This is a genomic window from Mycobacterium europaeum (assembly GCF_034555895.2).
GTDB classification, from domain to species: domain Bacteria; phylum Actinomycetota; class Actinomycetes; order Mycobacteriales; family Mycobacteriaceae; genus Mycobacterium; species Mycobacterium europaeum.
Window position 1 is genome coordinate 2,887,005 of sequence record NZ_CP157315.1, and the last position, 14,825, is coordinate 2,901,829.

Annotated in this window: 17 protein-coding genes and 1 pseudogene; 5 read left to right on the top strand and 13 right to left on the bottom strand. The window is 65.2% G+C overall.

Features of this window, described 5'->3' with window-relative positions:
• Positions 1 to 1,022: 1,022 nt before the first annotated feature.
• Positions 1,023 to 1,442, bottom strand: a pseudogene (locus tag U8D42_RS12820) (alpha/beta hydrolase); the annotation flags it as partial.
• Positions 1,443 to 1,790: 348 nt separating this feature from the next.
• On the opposite strand from U8D42_RS12820, the gene U8D42_RS12825 reads away from it, so the two are divergent.
• Together U8D42_RS12825 and U8D42_RS12830 are read left to right on the top strand one after the other, a co-directional pair.
• Entirely contained in the window at positions 1,791 to 3,560 is a 1,770-nt protein-coding gene (locus U8D42_RS12825; RefSeq protein WP_322860099.1) for an alpha/beta hydrolase, read from the top strand.
• Positions 3,561 to 3,723: 163 nt separating this feature from the next.
• Positions 3,724 to 4,215, top strand: coding sequence for a hypothetical protein (locus U8D42_RS12830; RefSeq protein WP_249025845.1), 492 nt, complete (start codon positions 3,724 to 3,726; stop codon positions 4,213 to 4,215).
• A gap of 278 nt (positions 4,216 to 4,493) precedes the next feature.
• On the opposite strand, the gene U8D42_RS12835 is transcribed toward U8D42_RS12830, so the two are convergent.
• From U8D42_RS12835 to U8D42_RS12870, 8 genes are all read right to left on the bottom strand, one after another.
• Positions 4,494 to 5,372 carry an FkbM family methyltransferase gene (locus U8D42_RS12835; RefSeq protein ID WP_348636955.1) on the bottom strand — a complete coding sequence of 293 codons (879 nt, stop codon included), beginning with the start codon at positions 5,370 to 5,372 and terminating at the stop codon, positions 4,494 to 4,496.
• A gap of 192 nt (positions 5,373 to 5,564) precedes the next feature.
• Positions 5,565 to 6,173 carry a hypothetical protein gene (locus U8D42_RS12840; protein WP_244275430.1) on the bottom strand — a complete coding sequence of 203 codons (609 nt, stop codon included), beginning with the start codon at positions 6,171 to 6,173 and terminating at the stop codon, positions 5,565 to 5,567.
• Positions 6,142 to 6,333, bottom strand: a complete 192-nt coding sequence (locus U8D42_RS12845; RefSeq protein ID WP_322860098.1) for a hypothetical protein — start codon at positions 6,331 to 6,333, stop codon at positions 6,142 to 6,144. The genes U8D42_RS12840 and U8D42_RS12845 overlap by 32 nt, the downstream gene beginning before the upstream one ends.
• Positions 6,334 to 6,454: 121 nt before the next feature.
• A complete protein-coding gene (locus U8D42_RS12850) occupies positions 6,455 to 6,787 on the bottom strand; it encodes a hypothetical protein (RefSeq protein WP_085240057.1) in 333 nt (110 codons plus the stop codon).
• A 151-nt stretch (positions 6,788 to 6,938) separates the two neighbouring features.
• Positions 6,939 to 7,217 carry a hypothetical protein gene (locus tag U8D42_RS12855; RefSeq protein WP_085240056.1) on the bottom strand — a complete coding sequence of 93 codons (279 nt, stop codon included), beginning with the start codon at positions 7,215 to 7,217 and terminating at the stop codon, positions 6,939 to 6,941.
• A gap of 124 nt (positions 7,218 to 7,341) precedes the next feature.
• Positions 7,342 to 7,572 carry a hypothetical protein gene (locus tag U8D42_RS12860; RefSeq protein ID WP_085240055.1) on the bottom strand — a complete coding sequence of 77 codons (231 nt, stop codon included), beginning with the start codon at positions 7,570 to 7,572 and terminating at the stop codon, positions 7,342 to 7,344.
• A 33-nt stretch (positions 7,573 to 7,605) separates the two neighbouring features.
• The gene (locus U8D42_RS12865) at positions 7,606 to 8,349 is read right to left on the bottom strand and encodes a hypothetical protein (protein ID WP_322860097.1); all 744 of its coding nucleotides are present in this window, start codon (positions 8,347 to 8,349) and stop codon (positions 7,606 to 7,608) included.
• Positions 8,350 to 8,445: 96 nt separating this feature from the next.
• Positions 8,446 to 8,793: a DUF732 domain-containing protein gene (locus tag U8D42_RS12870; protein ID WP_090423095.1), complete on the bottom strand. Its 348-nt coding sequence runs from the start codon at positions 8,791 to 8,793 to the stop codon at positions 8,446 to 8,448.
• A 390-nt stretch (positions 8,794 to 9,183) separates the two neighbouring features.
• Here U8D42_RS12870 and U8D42_RS12875 point away from each other — a divergent pair, with 390 nt between their 5' ends.
• Both U8D42_RS12875 and U8D42_RS12880 read left to right on the top strand, forming a co-directional pair.
• Positions 9,184 to 9,396: a hypothetical protein gene (locus tag U8D42_RS12875; RefSeq protein ID WP_085240052.1), complete on the top strand. Its 213-nt coding sequence runs from the start codon at positions 9,184 to 9,186 to the stop codon at positions 9,394 to 9,396.
• 121 nt (positions 9,397 to 9,517) lie between these two features.
• Entirely contained in the window at positions 9,518 to 10,438 is a 921-nt protein-coding gene (locus tag U8D42_RS12880) for a cation diffusion facilitator family transporter (RefSeq protein WP_322860096.1), read from the top strand.
• A 15-nt stretch (positions 10,439 to 10,453) separates the two neighbouring features.
• On the opposite strand, the gene U8D42_RS12885 is transcribed toward U8D42_RS12880, so the two are convergent.
• The 4 genes from U8D42_RS12885 to U8D42_RS12900 form a co-directional block, all read right to left on the bottom strand.
• A complete protein-coding gene (locus tag U8D42_RS12885; RefSeq protein ID WP_322860095.1) occupies positions 10,454 to 11,392 on the bottom strand; it encodes a cytochrome c oxidase assembly protein in 939 nt (312 codons plus the stop codon).
• 42 nt (positions 11,393 to 11,434) lie between these two features.
• Complete coding sequence (locus U8D42_RS12890) at positions 11,435 to 11,779, bottom strand: DUF732 domain-containing protein (RefSeq protein ID WP_085240049.1); 345 nt, start codon at positions 11,777 to 11,779, stop codon at positions 11,435 to 11,437.
• A 76-nt stretch (positions 11,780 to 11,855) separates the two neighbouring features.
• The gene (locus tag U8D42_RS12895) at positions 11,856 to 13,364 is read right to left on the bottom strand and encodes an alanine/glycine:cation symporter family protein (RefSeq protein ID WP_322860094.1); all 1,509 of its coding nucleotides are present in this window, start codon (positions 13,362 to 13,364) and stop codon (positions 11,856 to 11,858) included.
• Between the two features lie 252 nt (positions 13,365 to 13,616).
• A complete protein-coding gene (locus U8D42_RS12900; protein WP_322860093.1) occupies positions 13,617 to 14,000 on the bottom strand; it encodes a DUF732 domain-containing protein in 384 nt (127 codons plus the stop codon).
• A 60-nt stretch (positions 14,001 to 14,060) separates the two neighbouring features.
• Between U8D42_RS12900 and U8D42_RS12905 the strand changes: the two genes are divergently transcribed.
• A complete protein-coding gene (locus tag U8D42_RS12905) occupies positions 14,061 to 14,807 on the top strand; it encodes a Clp protease N-terminal domain-containing protein (RefSeq protein ID WP_090423093.1) in 747 nt (248 codons plus the stop codon).
• The last annotated feature ends 18 nt before the right edge of the window (positions 14,808 to 14,825 follow it).

Sequence of the window (14,825 nt, forward strand, 5' to 3'; positions counted from 1 at the left end):
AAAGCAGCGCCGCACGTGGCTGCTAATCCTCAGCCACGCGACCATCAAGCAGGGCTACCACCGCCGCGAAATGGACCCGAATACAGCAAGAGCGGCGTTTCGGGTGGCGTCATGAATCTGGGCGATGACGGGTCGAGGTGAGGCATTACCAGCTTGGCGGGGTCAACCCGGTGATGGTGCAGGCCGAGGCCGGGTACCGGACGGCGATCGCGCATTAGCTCCACAATTGGATGAGGACAGTCAACGTCGAGGCCAGCGGCTCCGGAAGCACCCGCACACGCGGCCCGCTGCGGTACAAAACGATGTCCTGCGCTCGAAGCACGAGAATCTGATCTCCGGAACGCAGCATCGTTGATGGAATCCGCGCCGTACCGTGCCCCCAGCCACGCTCCCGTTTGACCCGAGGGTCTCCGGTTCGGGCCGAACAGGTGCGGGATCAACTCCAGGCTGGAGCCGACGCGCTGGGTGATGCCGTGTTCTTTGAACTCTGCTGGTGTTGAGATCGTGCAACGAGCAGCGGCTAGCGAAAGGAGCGCAACGATGACATCCGCATTTATTGCTGCGGCGTTGGTGTTGGCGCCGTTATCGCCGGCGCCGGGGGATCAGTGTCCGTTGGGGGCGCCTCCCACGACGGATGGGCAGGGCAAGACGATGGTGTGTGTACATCACCATGAGTTGAACCATACGAACATTTGGGAATACCCCGCTGAGTAACCATTCAGGTGTACCGCCCGCGCGGCTAGCAGCCCTTTAACCAAGTCACGAAATAGCGCTTGGATCCGCGCTTTGGCTTTACACATCATCCGCACGAAGTGCTCAGGATCTGCGAACTTGAAGAACGCCATGCACCGCCGGACCTGCGTGTGAATCACCCCAGCATCCAGCACATCGACGCTTTCGCTGCCTTCGCCGTGGGAGTAGCGATTGTGGATGCTTAGAGTTCGGTCGCCGGCATCTGTTGGGTGGCGGCCCACGACGCTAGTAGCGCTAGACCGTCGGCGGTCGGCGTGCCTGCGGCAGCGGTGGTGTTGAGCATCGAACACATGGTTGTCGGTGATAGATCCTGGCGACCGCTCCCATTCCGGGTCAATGACCGCCGGCGTGTGCGGACCGATGGTGACCGGGGGCAGGCCCGGGATTCTGACCTGTACACCCCCGAACGAATGGCGCTGTTCGGCTGTCATGCCGTCGGGTTGGAGCTGGTCGCCGTGGCCGGAAACGATGTCGGCCATGCCATAGAGGGCTTCGCTGCCGCGGTGGTAGTAGTACGAGTGGTCGTGCGGGTTGATGCCGTCGGACCCAGGAACCTCGGCGCGGAAGCGCACCGAACCGAACCCGTCCACGGCGGGGTCGACACCCAGGCTGGGGTTGGTGCCAAAGAAGTTCTCGCCGAACAACTTCTTGCTCGCCCCATCGAGGTGACCGAGCATGCCGACCGGATCGCGGAATCAGCCCTGACCAGCCATGAGCGTCAATCACCGCCCTCGAATCGCTCAGATACTCTGTGCGGCAACGGCCTTCGTCCTGCGGAAGCGAGGTCGGCGAAAACGCCAGACCCGTACAGTACCCGAGCCACGTCCGCGGACAAGCTCGAGCCAAGCCGAGACGTCACCGCCCGACAAAACCCAGACGTTCACCTCTGGGCCATTTCGGGGTTCGATACCGCGCCTTTTGCATGTGAATTGACGGTGCGATCGGCGGTAGTAGCGTTACACCCGCTCAGAAGGGGTGGCGATGTCTGTTGACGGTGATCGAACGCGGATCGGCAGTCGCGGACAGCTCGCGGTGCGATGCAGCTCAAGTACATAAGTATCCCGGCGTTGATCGCCTTCGCTGGCGGTGATCCGTGGGCGATCGATCGGAGCTTGCAAGCCGGCAGCCCGCTGCAGATTTCCAACCTGGCGAATGCGTTTAAAGCCGCGGGCCATTCGACCGCCGAAGCTGACCATGCCTTCGAGCAAGCGCGCTCCCGCTTCGATGCCGCCTGGAATCACCAGGACGGCGATCATCCGATCAACGCCTCCGCTGAAGTGCAGCGGGTGACGAAATCCCTTGGGGCGCAGTCCGTGCAACTCCCCAAAATCGGCGCGGACCTGGAAAACATCGCCGCATCCTTGGCCGAGGCGCAAAAAACGGCCGCCGGCCAGATAGCCTCGCTGGAAGCGCAGCTGAAGGGGCTCGACGACATGATCGCCGAGGCCGTCGAGTTGGAAAACGAGCACCCCAACCTCAGCACGGCCGACCGAAATGCGCTCAATGGCTACATCACCTCACTCGAAGACGACGCCATTCGCGACACGAAGGCCGCACTGGGCCAGCTGCAAGCAACACGCGACGGCTACTCGAACACGTTGCAGAACGCGCTGGGCACCCTGAAGAGTGATGGATACGACCCGGCAGGTATCAGGGCGCAGGAGGGGCCGCTGTCGCCGGCGCCCCCGCTGCCGGATGACCCCAATCAGTTTGCGCAGGTATGGAATTCGCTCACCCAAGAGCAAAAAGACGCGGAATACGACCGCGATCATTTCATCGGCAACCACGGCGGCATGCCCTTCACCGACCGTGACCACTACAACCGCATGCATCTCGACGAATTACAGAGGTCCAATCAAGCCGATTTGGACCGCCTGCGTGCCGAGCATCCAGACTGGGCCAGCGGCTTCACGCCCGGAATCATGACCAGTACCTACCGCGACTGGAGGAAACAGTGGGACGCCGCCAACCGGACACACGACGGGTATGCGGATGTGAAGAATTCACTCGGGCCACCGCCGGACCAAGTTGCGCCAGGGGGCAAAGTCGACCCACGCAACCCGCCCAAGTATCTCGGGATCATCGACGACAAGGGCCACGCCGCGGTCTCCATCAACAATCCCGATACCGCCAAACGCGACGCCACCTTTGTGCCCGGAACGGGTCAGGATACGACACGATTCAGCGGCAGCCAGGATAAATCTCTGCGGATGTATCAGGCCGCGAGGGACGCCGACGGCAGGCTTGCGCCCGGTGACGTTTCTGTGACGACCTGGATGGGTTATGACCGGCCAATGGACGTGTTCCAAGCTGCGTCAACCAGCTACGCCCACAATGGCGCCGCCGCATTAGATGACTTCCAAGCCGGGTTGCGGGCGTCTCACAACGACGCTCTTACCGGCGGGCCATCGGTCAACACGGTCATCGGACATAGCTACGGCTCGACTGAGGTCGGGGCGGCGGCGCTCGGGGGCCACCACCTCGACGCCAACAACGTCATCGCGGTAGCCAGTCCCGGCGTGCTCACCGACCATGCCGGCGACCTCAACCTCGCCCCCGGTGCCCACGTGTACGCGACGAAAGCACAAAACGACATCATCGGCGTCGCGACCGGATGGACACTCGGCCCAGACCCGACGGGCGCAGATTTTGGCGCTACGACTTTCCAGGCCGCACCCGGACCCACCTGGCCGTTCGGGCTGCCCTCGATAGCAGCACACAGCAGCTACTGGGACAGTGGCAACCCTGCGCTCGATAACATGGGACGCATTATCGCCGGACGAACCGATGTGACACCACCGAAGTGACGGCAAAAGGATGACGAAGACAAAGACTCGCGAATTGCTCGACGTGTTCGCTGTTCTGTTGGCAGCGGCTGCACTTGCAGCGTGCTCATCGACCAATCCAACTAAGCACACAGGGTCGGGGCCATCAGCTCCGTCCGGCGCGACAATCATTCCAGGAGGGCCCATGGAACCCACACCCATTGCGCCGTCACCGAAGATCCCGAAAAGCCAACAAGAGGCCCAGGACTCAGTGCTCCAGTACCTCCAGAAAACGGTCGACGGGTTGCCGCCGGGCACCGTCCTCGACACGAGCGACACCATCGGCGGCAGCAACCTCGGGTGCGACGACAACTACACCGGCCCCGGCCCCGGCCCCACCGAGTTTTCGTTGTTCGCCAAAGTGATCGCGCCCGCCGGAACGAAGTCTGCAGATCTCGTAGCGCGCGCCGGAGAGCTTTGGCGAAGCTGGGGTATCACGGTGATGGAGCGCGACGGATTTGAAAAGCCGAACCAATTCGGTTACTTCCCGGACGGATACCGCATACAAATCAAGGCGGCATATCCCCCCGACTATCCACCGACCATCGTCGCAACGTCACCATGCTTCCCCGGCGAGCTACGTCGAGATGGCCTACCGGTTCCCAAGGTCATTCGCCAAAGTGCACCGGGAAGCTAGTTGATGCTCGAGCCGGATCAATTTCGCATCACCAGCGTCTGAGGTAGTCACTCAGCTCCCCTCGCCACCCGGACCTGTCGCCGCGGGAACATCGTCAGCCGGGTCGATCGACTCAGACCGGACGGCCGGGGACGACAGCACCCGGTGCGACGAAGATGCGAATCGTGACCGGCTCGCGCAATCGCGAAGCGCGGGTCCCACACGCTGCGGGCAGGCACCTGTGCGCAGCGTTTCCGGGTTGACCCCACGAGGCTTTTCATGCCGGCATCGCGCAAGGCTCAGAAGAACGGCGCCTTGGGCCATAGGCTGGATTCGCGGCGCAGGAAGATCCCGTCCACTTGGAGCAGCGCGCCGGTCGTCGGGATGCGTGAGACCGGAAACACGTCGAATAGCGAGAAACCCTGCTCGCCAAGCCATCTCATCACCTCCGCGATCAGCGGGGCGCCTCTGTTGTATTCGAGCAGGGACAACTCGATGACAATGGCCTCGACGCCCGCAAGCGTCTGTGCGCCGCCGCGCAGCACGTCGATTTCCGCGCCCTGCACATCGATTTTCAGCAGGTCGAATTCGCGGCCAGGCAGCTCGGTCAGCACGTCGTCCAATCTGCGCATGGGCAGCGAGATTGTGTCGCGCGGATAGGAGGTCTGCTCCTCGTAGAGCGATGAGCCGGAGGAGTTGATCGCAGCATTCACCTGATGGAAAGCGACATGCTCGTGGTTTTCCGCTCCTAGCAACACGATGCGATAGTCCACATCCGGTAGCTGCGCGGCGACAGCTTTGAGTTGCATCTCCTTGCTGGGCTGAGCTTCGAGCATCAGGATCGGAGATTGCCCGAAGAAATACCGCGCCGTTCGCGCGAAAGTCCCCTCGAATGCGCCGATATCGAGGATGCCCCTGGGCCGAAAACCTAGGACGTGCAGCACGTGCAATCCGAAGGGAGTTTGTGTCGGCACCAGGTTGCCGTGCAGCCATTCCACGGCCGACTGGTAGGCGGCAAGCGCTTCGGCCGCCCGGCCTTGCGCGGACAGCGCCGCCGCCAACACGTGCAGCGCCTGGGGATTCGCTGGTTGCGCGTTCAGAATTTCGCCGGCGATGGTTTCGGCCCGCGCCATGTCGTTTGCAGCCAGCGCGGCGGCGGCTTCATCCAGTGCTGTCACGGCGCGGATGTGTGTCCGCTGAAGCGCGGCGACGTGGTTGTCGTGCGATGCATCTTCAGCACTGTACGGCTTCGATACCGGGACGCTGAACGGTCTCAGATAGCGTGCGGGCGCACGGACATTGCTTCATTGAGATCTGGTGCTGGTCCAGCACCTCATGTTTGACCGTCCGGCGGTGCCGTCGGGACACATTCAGACGCGCTCGGCCTTCATGTCCATGTCGATGGTTCCCTGGCACGCGCCGCTCAAGATGTCGGTGTGCATGAGGCCGTCAAGCGACCCGTCGGGCTGGGGCGTGTAGCGCACGGTGGCTCGGGCCGGATTCCACTCGATCGAGGTGTCGGGCATCATGCAGTCCCACTGGAAATCGTTGGTTTGCGACCAGGATTTCCCGTCCCAGGTGAACTGCACCGGCTGCGGAACCGTCGGGTTAGTCGGCGGCGGGCCACTGACGATCGTGGCGACGCACTTCCCGTTCGTGCAGCTCGAGCGGAAACCGTAGACCTCGGTGTGCTGCACCTCGGGATTGCCGACCGCCATGCTGGTGCCGGCCTTCGGACCCACCATGAACGTGATCGCGTACTGGCCGTTCCACGACGGATTGTCGGCAAAGGCGGTCGAGGGATGCGACATGGCAATCGGCAGCGACGCGGCGCACAATCCGACGAAGCATTTCACGCGGTGCGACATCATCAATTCTCCTCTGAGGCCGTACCCGTTCAATGGTGATATGCCGATCGCCTCGCGGGCAAGAGTCTGGCGGGATGCCTCACCAACCCCACTCGTCATCGTCGAGGACATCCACGGTGAGAGCATTATCGGCCGCGTGTTTCGTTCCATAGAAAAAGGTCAGCATGGTGCGCTCGTCATCGAGGGGTTCAGTCGCTACGACGGTGGCATGCCCGATCTTCATGCGGATCTTGTCACCGGGCTTCAATTCGTCAACACGTTTAAGGGGCACGCTTTACCCATCAGCAGCACTGAAATTGCCAATGCTACCCACGGTGTGCTGATTCATCGCCGTCCTGTAGGGCCGGTTATGAGGCCCCCAACTTTCCTTTCGACCACGGCCGAGCAGCGAACTACTCCGAGGGGCTGCGGGCTTCCTCGTAGCGGGCCGAGGCCACCAACGCGACGCCGAGCAGGACCAGCAAGGGCACGAACACCAGTGGGTAGGTGGCGACCGCGGCGATGGCGATGATTGCGCTGGGCACGATCAACGCCACCGCGGCCGTCGGATGCCGCTCGCCCAGGCTGACGATCCGTGCCGGCGCCGCGAACGCCGCCGCCGCCTGCGGACGCCAATCTGGCCGATCACCATATGAGCGGTGGGTTGGCAGACCGCACCCCATGCAGGCGCGCCCGTAGGAGTAGCGAGTTTGCAGCCCGCAACCCAAGCAGGTGTGGGTGGTCATCCGCCCATGATCTCATCGCGCCGAGCGGCCGTCGCGGCTGGCGCGTCCGCGCGCCCGCCGCGTCCCCATTCCTCGACGCCCGCGGGGACGGTGCGCGTGTCGGCTACTTCACCGTCCGACGCGACGACGCCCTGTTTCGGTGCCCACCAACCTAATCCGAGTCCTCGTCGTCGTCTTCGTCGTGTCCGTCGTGTTCGTCGTCGTCGGCGTCTTCGTCGTCTTCGTCCTCGTCGGAATCCCCGGACTCCTTGGATTTCTCGGAGTGATCGAGCCTGTGGGCGAACTTCGTCAGAAGCTCAGCTAAGTCGCGCGCCTCGTCAGACGTCAGCGCCTCGTCGAATAACCGCTCGTCGTCCTCCGATACCCGCTCGAGGTAAACCGCGTTGTCCTTGATGCTGACGTCCCACCGGCCGCCCTGCTCACGAACCATCCGATGCCGCCTTCCGAGTAGTGACCTGATCGCTCAACCGACGCGTCCCGGCGCGTTACCGGCTTGGTTACCCACTTGAGCGGGTCGCGCCTCAGCGAAGTTTCACGCCGGCGCCGCGGCCCGGTTACGGCGCGATCGGCCGCTTGAAGAAGCATGCGACGGAAAAGGCTCCCCGGTGGTCGGCGTCGAGCCCGACCATCTCCCACCCCTGGCGGCCCAGTTCATCCGCCTTCAGCTTCATCTCGTCCATGGCGGTGTCCCCCTCGCGGTAATCCCACGTGTATTCCCACTGCTGCGGATACCACTTGCCGTCTGAGGCCAGCCACCAACCCGGGCCCGGTGAAGGATTGTCCATGTGGTCGTGAGTACCACAGATTGCCCAGGCCACCTACGGCGCGTAGGCCCACCCGAGAAAGATGTTCTGCGAATCGTACGGACTTGGTCGTATTTCCCGGATATGCGGCGGCGTGAAGTAGTTGGCGGTGAGGTATTGGCCGTTGCCCTCGCTGAGCATCACGTGCCCAGTGCCGTGATCGAATCCCGGATTGCTCGTAAAGACGAGTGCCCCCTCCGGAATGTTCTCGGCGTTGGTATGAATCAGGCCTTTGCGGTTGAAATCGTTGAAAGCGTCCATCGCCGACGGATATCTGAACGCGTGGTTGTAGGCCTGCTCGACGAACGCCTCGCACTGGACCGTGTTGTCCGGATCCGCGGCCATCTGGCCACGCGCCCAGGCCATCGCACGTGCCGCCTTGTCTTCCACGGTCGCCGCCGCGGGGGCCGCTCCCCCACCGCCGCAGTCCGGGCCCAGGGCATCGAGGGTGCGCGTATCGACGTCGACGTCGGCGACGTAGTGACCGTCAGATGTCTTGTACCACAGGCTGTCCCAACCGCCGTCGGCGATCTGGTAGCTGAAGAAGCCCTTGACCGGCTCACCCGCGGCGTGGCACACCAGGGTCAGGACCTGGCCGGCGTCGTACACCCCGTCCTGGCCCGACTTCAGGTTGGCGCCATTCATGCGCGGGGTGGTCGGCGCTTTGACGGTGCCGGTCGTGTCGGCGCGGGCCGGCGCGGCAGTCGGCAGACCTAACGCAAAAACGGCTGCCGCCGCGACCGCGATTGCTGCTTTCATTGCCCGGTCTTTCTGCCACGCCCGCTATGAAATTGATCGGGACGCTACACCGGAAACAATGGCCGTGTCTCAGAAATGGTCCTAAGAATTCACGGGTCAGCAGTGGTCGGTCCAGCACCGCTGCAGCGGGCAATAGGTCGCGTGCGCCAGCGTCACCATGGAATGGACGTCCCCGAACGTCACATTCCTGGGGTCCAGGTTGGCGTGGACGCTCTGGGCAATTTGGTCGTACGTCCAGCCCCACCCGAGATCGTCACAGATGAGGCGCCCCATGCCGGTCAGGGCGGCGTCGTGGTCCGGCGGCCAATTGAAGCCCGCAGCCCGGAGTTGAGCGAGGTAGGCGTCGTCCGCCGCGTCAGCGCTCGCGGTCGCCGGACCGGTGAGAAGGGCGGCGCCGGCAATGACGGGGACGGCCAGTCGCGCCAGCCAGCGAGATGGGGGCATTTGCTCCGCTTCCTTTCCTCGTGCCGTTGACGACGCCCGCAGGATGCGGCTCTAATGCGGCAGGATACGAAGAATAGGAAAACCAGGGAAAATGGAACTTATCGAGAGTTGAATAATCCGCTTCGCTGGCGACGATTGCTCAATCCGGTGACGGCCACCGCACGGGCGGGGGTGTCGGACCCGGCGACGGCGGGTCGGCGTGAGCGGCGGCCCCGCTGAGCATTACGGATGCCGGGGCCCCGCCGACGACGGGATCGCTCCGGACGCAGTCGATTTGCAGCGGGTCAGTACCGGCTGACCGTTTGCCCGCGGCTATGGCCAAGTAGACCCGCAGTTCTGCAAATTTTTCTGCCCCGCAATGAATTTCGCCACACGGGTAGAGTCGCGGGCATGAATTTCATCGAGTGGCTGAGAACCCCGCACTATCTGCGGACCCGTTTGATGATGGAACGGCAGCCGATCAGGAACATCGAGATCGAGACCGTGTTCCTCGAAATCTCCCACCGCGACGCGCTGCTGCGGTTCCCGGTGATGCTCATGTTTCTCCCGAGGCGCGCTCGCCCCACGCGCGACCGCACCCCGCGCCCCGATCAGGACAAGTGACCGCGCACGTCAGGTAGCCCGGCGATGTCGATTCCGCCCGGCCCGCGCCAGTGCCCGCCCACGGCCGTCCCGGGCGCGCAACCGGGTTGGGTGCCGGCGACCGATGGGGCATGCTTGCCCTATGCACATCGTCAACGGCGTCCGTGATCCCGCGGCAAGTTTCCCTCTCGACACCGTCACCGACGATGCGGGCGAGCGTCGGCAGGCCAACCGGGCCGTCGCCGTCAGCGCCATCGGACTGGCGCTGACCGGGCTCGTCGAATTGGCCATCGCCTTGCTCTCCGGCTCGGTGGCCCTGCTCGGCGACGCTTTACACAATCTCTCCGACGTCTCCACCAGCGTCCTGGTTTTCGTCGGGTTCCGGGCTTCGCGCAAGGTCCCCACCGAGCGCTATCCCTATGGTTACGAACGCGCCGAGGACCTGGCCGGCATCGGTGTGGCACTGGTGATTTGGGGTAGCGCCGCCGTCGCCGCCTACGAGAGCGTCGAGAAGCTGCTCCGGCACGGCGGCACCGGATATGTGGGCTGGGGCATCGCCGCGGCGATCGTGGGAATCGCGGGCAACCAGCTGGTGGCCCGCTACAAGTTGGTGGTGGGCAAGCGAATTCGCTCGGCGACCATGGTGGCCGACGCCAAGCACTCCTGGCTGGACGCGTTGTCGTCGGCGGGGGCGATGCTCGGGCTGGTCGGCGTGGCGCTCGGCTGGGGTTGGGCCGACGCCGTCGCCGGGATCGTCGTCACCGGGTTCATCTGCCACGTCGGCTGGGAGGTGACCGCCGACATCGCTCACCGCCTGCTCGACGGCGTCGACCCCGAGATCGTCACGACCGCGGAGGCCGTCGCCGCCACCGTGCCGGGCGTCACGCACGCGCACGCCCGGGCCCGGTGGACGGGCCGGACCTTGCGCGTCGAGGTAGAGGGTTTCCTCGATCCCGACACTCCCCTGGCCGCGGCCGACCGGATCGGCCGCCTGGTCGCCGCCGCGCTGGCGCCACGGATCCCCGAGATGCACAACTTCGCCTGGACGGCACGGGCCGCCTGAGCCACGGCCTGGGCGTCAGCCCCGGCGGAACCGCTCGCGCAGCTCCGGATCGTTCTCCCACCACAGTCCCGACGGCGCGGCGCTTCCGTCCTGGCCCCCCTCCGCCGTGTCGAGCTCGGCGTCGACCCGCACCGCATGCGCCTTCTCGTCGCGGGACAGGGCGCGCATCAACAGCAGCACGAACGGCCATCCGACCAAGTCCCCGAGAATCCACAAGACGCCGGCGCCGATCGTTTGGTCAAGCCGCTGATCGGGACCCCAGGATCGGTGCAGATCCGCGTAATACGCCGAGCCGATCAATGCGCCCTGCCAGATGACCAACCCCAGAATGCCGTCGCCGAGGGCCTCGCCGACGGTGATCAGCAGCGAGATCGACTGCGGGTACCTGCGGGGCACCGGGTCTTCCTGCAGTCGAGCATAGAAATACCCAAAGCCGATGGCCACCAGCGCGATTCGAGTCGGGGTGCCCACCCATTCGTTTTCCAGGGCCGCGGTGTACCAGGAAGTCAGGTAGAGCAGCCACGGCGTGGCCAGCATCGCCACCGACGTGGTTGCGGGGTGCGCGACCACCCGGGCCAGGCGCGTCGCCAGCAGCCGATCCACCCGGTCGCGACCGCCCGGCCCCAGCGCGGCGCGCAGGACGGTGATCGGCTTGCCTTGGGCGATCAACAGCGGCACGACGTAGAGGAGCAGCACCACCTGCAAGGCCCGCACCCAGAACAGGACGTACGCGTAGGCGCCGATCGCGCTCGTCGTCGCCAGCAACCATACGACCGCACCCGCGGCGAACCACGCGGCTTGAGCGTGCCGGGCCGACTGCTCGGTGTCCCGCGCCCGTCGGTAGCACCAGACGTATACGGCGACGAGCAGGGCGATCACCGCGACGGAGACCGGGTCGGGTCGCCACTCCTGGACTGCGGCGCCCCACGTCAACGGTCCGGGATCGGCACGCACAGCTACCAGCGTAGTGCCGGGCACAACTGGGGCGATCGGCGCTCAGTTGCCCGTCGCGCCCTCGGGCTTCGGCCCGCGGTCTTCGCCGGTGATGTACTTCGGGCAGTAGTGCGCTGCCGAGAGGTAGGTGAACTTGGCGGCGCTGGCCCCGTGAAAATCCGGATTCTGGTTGCGCAGGTCGGTCACGATCTTCGCATCCGACTGCCCGTCGTCGAGCAGGTCGCACACCGCCTTGCCGATCGTGATCGCGTTGCCGCCGTCCTGGTAGGTGATGCCGGCATCGCGCAGGTCTTTGAGGAAGTCCTGATCGTTGTCGATGTCGGCGTGCGCGGGCGCGGCCAGGCCGATCGCGGCGGCGGCGCTCGCCAGAACCAGTAGGGATCGCATAACGCAGCGATTCTCGCAGACCCGCCGGCGAATGGCATCTCGTCGGGCAAACGGTGGGTGAACTCTTGCCGGCCGGCTATGCCGCCGGCGCCCGGGAGAATCGCGGCGCCGGGCGGCGCATCGTCAACGATTCCGGCAGCGCGCCGACCTGCCGGCGCTCCGCGGGTTCCCAGATGTCGCCGTCGAGCACACCCGGCAGGGCCGCCTCGCTGGCGACGAACACGGGCGCCCGGCCCTGCGCGAACTGCCGGTGATAGTCCTTGAGCGCCGCGAACGCCCACTTGCCCAGCAAGCAGATCGTAACCAGGTTCGCGATGGCCATCACCGCCATCGTCAGGTCGGCGAGCGCCCACACCAGCGTCAGCTTGGCCAACGCGCCGAAGACGATGGACACCAGCGTGACCACCTTCAGCACGTTGGCCGCCAGGCGCCGCCCGCCCAGGTAGAACAGATTGGCCTCCGCGACCACGTAGTTGCTCAGGACCGACGCGAACGCGAAGACGAACACGACAGCGGTCACCAGCAACGTGGTCCACGAGCCGAGGTCGGCCGCGATCGCGGACTCGGTCAGGCTGGCGCCGGCGACCGCCCCCAAGCGGGCCGGGTTATAGGTTCCGGGTCCCGACAGCAGCACGATGAACGCCGTCGCCGTGCAGATCACCATGGTGTCGACGAACACGGCGAGCGACTGAATCAGGCCCTGTTCCACCGGATGCCTCACGGTCGCGGCGCCGGCGATGTTGGGCGAGCTGCCCATCCCGGCCTCGCAGGCGAACAGCCCCCGTTTGACACCGGTGAACATCGCGGCGAGCACACCACCCGCGAAACCGCCTGCCATTTGGCGGATTCCGAAGGCCCCGCCAATGATCTCCCTGATCACCATCGGCAGCTCGGTGATGTTGACGGCCACGATTCCCAGCGCCAGCAGCGTGTACGCCAGCGCGACCACCGGAAGCACCGATCCGGCGAATTGGGCGACCCGGCGCACGCCGCCGAACAGCACGGGCGCCGCCAGCACCGCCAAAACGACTGTGGTCCAACCGACTCCGACGCCGTGCGACGACTGCAGCACCCCGCTGATCGCGTTGGTCTCCACCATGTTGAACGCGGTGGAGAACGTGACAACCAACAGCATGGCGAAGGCGATGCCGCCCGCCCGTGACCGCAGCCCGCGTTCGATGTAGAACGCGGGACCGCCACGGAACGCGCCGTCGTCCGACCGGACTTTGAAGATCTGGGCCAGGGTGGCCTCGATCAACGCGGTGGCCATGCCGACCGCCGCCACCACCCACATCCAGAAGACGGCACCGGGCCCGCCGACCGTCAGCGCGATGGCGACGCCCGCGATGTTGCCGGTGCCCACCCGCGACGCCAGACCCACGCAGAACGCCTGGAACGACGAGATACCGCCGTCGTCATGGTGCGCCCGCCGCAGCTGCCGAAGCATACGCCCGAAGTAGCGGATCTGAATGAAGCGGGTGCGCACCGTGAAATAGGCACCGCCACCGATCAGCAAATAGATCAAAACGTGTGTACTGAGGAGGTTGCTCAGGGGTTCGACCAATTGCTGCTGAAGGAAGTCCAAACCCTGCTCGCTTTCGACTACGGCCGCTGTCCGTCGCCGAAATGGTATGGAGCAATTGTTGATTACACGTTTCGTTCACCCGCCGTTAGGGCGCGGATATGTAAAAAGCGGATCACATCATCACCGCGGCGCCGCCGCCGGGAGGCGGCGTCGGGCACCCAAAGCGCCTGGGGGCAATACGAGTTGGCCGCGGTCGGCAAACCGGTTGGCGACGTCCCGCTGACGGCCCGCCACCGGGGCCGTCCCGGGCGGCTAGGAGCTGGCGGTGGTGGTCGCCGGGGTGGACGACGAAATCGCGTCCGGGCAGTAGGCACTGGCCGCGATAGCGGTGAACTTCTCCGCTTTCTCCTCCGTCAGCGCGGCGGCCTTCGATGTCATCGCCTTCGCGATGTCCGGCATCGCCGTGCCACCGCCGGCCGCCGAGCACACGTAGTGAGCGGCCTGGATGACTTGGCCCGGATCGGTATAGGTGAAGCCGGCCGAATCCAGCGACGCAAGGAAGGCGTCGTCGGTGTCATCGGCGTGCGCGGGCACAGCCAGGCCGATCGCGGCCGCAACGCTGGCAATTGTCAGAACGAGCTTCATAAATTCGAAATCGTTCCAGACCCGGCCGCAGGTCCGCAGCCGGCGAAACAATTCTTAACGATCGTCAACCCTTGGTTGACACCTGCGCGGCGTCAACCTATCGTTGACGACATGTCCGACCCGACCCGCATCGCCTACCCGGTCCGCCTCGACGAACTGATCACCGCCATCAAATCGGTGCACACCGACGCGCTGGACCAACTGGCCGACGCCGTGCTCGCCGCCGAGCACCTGGGCGAGGTCGCCGACCACCTGATCGGGCACTTCGTGGATCAGGCCCGCCGCTCCGGGGCGTCGTGGACCGACATCGGCAAGAGCATGGGCGTCACCAAACAGGCGGCGCAGAAGCGCTTCGTGCCGCGCGCCGAGCCGACCACCCTGGACCCCGAACAGGGCTTCAGCCGCTTCACCCCGCGGGCGCGGGGCGCGGTGGTGGCCGCCCAGAACGCCGCGCACGACGCGGCCAACGACGAGATCACCCCCGACCACCTGCTGCTCGGCGTGCTCAGCGATCCTTCCGCCCTGGCCACGGTGTTGCTGCACCTGCAAAAGATCGACACCGAGGCGTTGCGCGCCGCCGTGCAGCTACCCCCGGCGGGCCCCACGACCCCCGACCTGATCCCGTTCAGCGGACCCGCACGCAAGGCACTCGAGCTGACCTTCCGGGAAGCACTTCGCTTGGGCCACAACTACATCGGGACCGAGCACCTGCTGCTGGCGCTGCTCGAGCTCGAGGACTCGTCGCCCGACGAAGGCCCGCTGCGCCGATGCGGCGTGGACAAGGGCCGTGTCGAAAGCGATTTGATCAAGGCGCTGGAATCGCTCGGGGCGGGAACAAGCGCCCGCGCGCAGCGCTGACCGGGGTGTGGTCGACCC

Excerpts from the sequence above, each read along its gene's own strand:
- U8D42_RS12830 (WP_249025845.1), top strand. The coding sequence starts at position 3,724 with ATGGAACCCACACCCATTGCGCCGTCACCGAAGATCCCGAAAAGCCAA.
- U8D42_RS12855 (WP_085240056.1), bottom strand. The coding sequence starts at position 7,217 with ATGGTTCGTGAGCAGGGCGGCCGGTGGGACGTCAGCATCAAGGACAAC.
- U8D42_RS12850 (WP_085240057.1), bottom strand. The coding sequence starts at position 6,787 with ATGACCACCCACACCTGCTTGGGTTGCGGGCTGCAAACTCGCTACTCC.
- U8D42_RS12890 (WP_085240049.1), bottom strand. The coding sequence starts at position 11,779 with ATGCGATCCCTACTGGTTCTGGCGAGCGCCGCCGCCGCGATCGGCCTG.
- U8D42_RS12905 (WP_090423093.1), top strand. The coding sequence starts at position 14,061 with ATGTCCGACCCGACCCGCATCGCCTACCCGGTCCGCCTCGACGAACTG.
- U8D42_RS12880 (WP_322860096.1), top strand. The coding sequence starts at position 9,518 with ATGCACATCGTCAACGGCGTCCGTGATCCCGCGGCAAGTTTCCCTCTC.
- U8D42_RS12825 (WP_322860099.1), top strand. The coding sequence starts at position 1,791 with ATGCAGCTCAAGTACATAAGTATCCCGGCGTTGATCGCCTTCGCTGGC.
- U8D42_RS12865 (WP_322860097.1), bottom strand. The coding sequence starts at position 8,349 with ATGAAAGCAGCAATCGCGGTCGCGGCGGCAGCCGTTTTTGCGTTAGGT.
- U8D42_RS12840 (WP_244275430.1), bottom strand. The coding sequence starts at position 6,173 with ATGTCCTCGACGATGACGAGTGGGGTTGGTGAGGCATCCCGCCAGACT.
- U8D42_RS12875 (WP_085240052.1), top strand. The coding sequence starts at position 9,184 with ATGAATTTCATCGAGTGGCTGAGAACCCCGCACTATCTGCGGACCCGT.
- U8D42_RS12870 (WP_090423095.1), bottom strand. The coding sequence starts at position 8,793 with ATGCCCCCATCTCGCTGGCTGGCGCGACTGGCCGTCCCCGTCATTGCC.
- U8D42_RS12860 (WP_085240055.1), bottom strand. The coding sequence starts at position 7,572 with ATGGACAATCCTTCACCGGGCCCGGGTTGGTGGCTGGCCTCAGACGGC.